At 59.3% G+C, this 1,449-nt stretch carries 1 protein-coding gene; it reads left to right on the forward strand.

The window, feature by feature from the left end:
• The first annotated feature begins 83 nt into the window (after window positions 1-83).
• Complete coding sequence (locus tag PSOLE_RS23350) at window positions 84-1,187, forward strand: IS110 family RNA-guided transposase (RefSeq protein ID WP_074861394.1); 1,104 nt, start codon at window positions 84-86, stop codon at window positions 1,185-1,187.
• Window positions 1,188-1,449: the final 262 nt, after the last annotated feature.

The raw sequence follows: 1,449 nt of genomic DNA on the forward strand, positions 1-1,449 counted from the left end.
GTAATTACATGGACTCGCCCACGCCGAGGCGTCAATGCGCCACGGTGGCAGTCTAAGAAGCCAACGGCAGCGAGGGCGAGTCCATGAAAAAGCATACAGCAACTAATCAATCCCAGGCCTTAAACGATCTATCGGCCTGCACGACAGTGGCAGTCGATCTTGCCAAGCGGGTCTTTCAGGTGGCGGGAGAAGACGCTCTTGGTCAGGTGCGTTACGAGGCGCGGATCAAGTCGCGTGAGGCGTTCTACGAGTTTCTGTGCAAGTTGCCGCCGAGTGTCGTCGTGCTGGTTGAAACTGGCCCAGGTGCTCAGGCGTGGGCACGGCAGCTACAGGGGCAAGGCAACCTGGCGCGGATTCTTCCGGCTCGTCTCGTCGAGGGTCACCGCAGCGGTGCGAAGAATGATCGTAACGATGCCCTGTCGATCTTGCGCGCCGGTCGCGATAGCAAGATTTCAGCCGTGCCCATCAAAAGCGCTGCCTCGCTGGCCATGCAGGCGCTGCATCGCGCTCGGCAGGGTTATGTGCGTCGGCGTACGGCGATGAGTAATCAGATGCGCGGTTTGCTGCTGGAGCACGGCGTGGCTCTGGCGCAAGGCGATGCGGCTATCAGCCACGTGATACCGAGGGTGCTGGAAGATGCAACGCAGCCACTGCCGGAGATACTGCGGGAGTTGATCGACGAATTGCTGGGTGAATGGCGGCAATTGGGCGAACGCATCAACGTCTTGAGCGGGCGCTTGGAAGCTGCTGCGAACGCGGACAAGACCGCGAAACGACTGATGACGGTGCGCGGAGTCGGCCCGATCATCGCCACCGCGCTGCTGGCCAAGCAAACCGAACCTGAACGTTTCGCCAATGCCCGCTTATATGCGGCTTACTTCGGCATGGTGCCTGATCAGCACAGCAGCGGAGAAAAGATCCGCCTGGGCAAGATGAGCAAGCGAGGCGATGGCTACCTGCGCAGCCTGATGATCCAGGGCGCGCATGCGGTCCTCCAACAACTACGGCCTGATTCGCAGCAACCGGATGATCGCCGCTTGCTGGGCTGGCTGAGTCGCCTGGGGCGCAAAGAGGCGGCGGTGAGGTTAGCCAACCGCAACCTACGGATCGCCTGGGTGCTGCTACAGAATGAACAGACTTATCAACGCCAGCCAGTTAATGACAGGCAGGCGGAAATGAGTCACTGATCCACCGAGTTCTGCCACCGGGGCGCGAAGTCGCTCCAACCTCTGCTAGAAAACATTGACCCCAGGTAAGACCGTTGCGGATTGATGCCTTGGCTCCTACTGGCCTTCGAGGTCTGAATGTAATAGGCATACCGCAAGCTCACACAATGTTGGCCAGAAGCTGATGACAGCTTCCTCGAATAGGCCTGATACATAGATGCAGCCGGGTAGCAGTGTTGAAAAGCAGGTTTGACAGTGGGGGCGAGTCCATACATAGGAGCCG

It is taken from the genome of Pseudomonas oleovorans subsp. oleovorans (genome assembly GCF_002197815.1).
Classification (GTDB): Bacteria; Pseudomonadota; Gammaproteobacteria; order Pseudomonadales; family Pseudomonadaceae; genus Aquipseudomonas; species Aquipseudomonas oleovorans.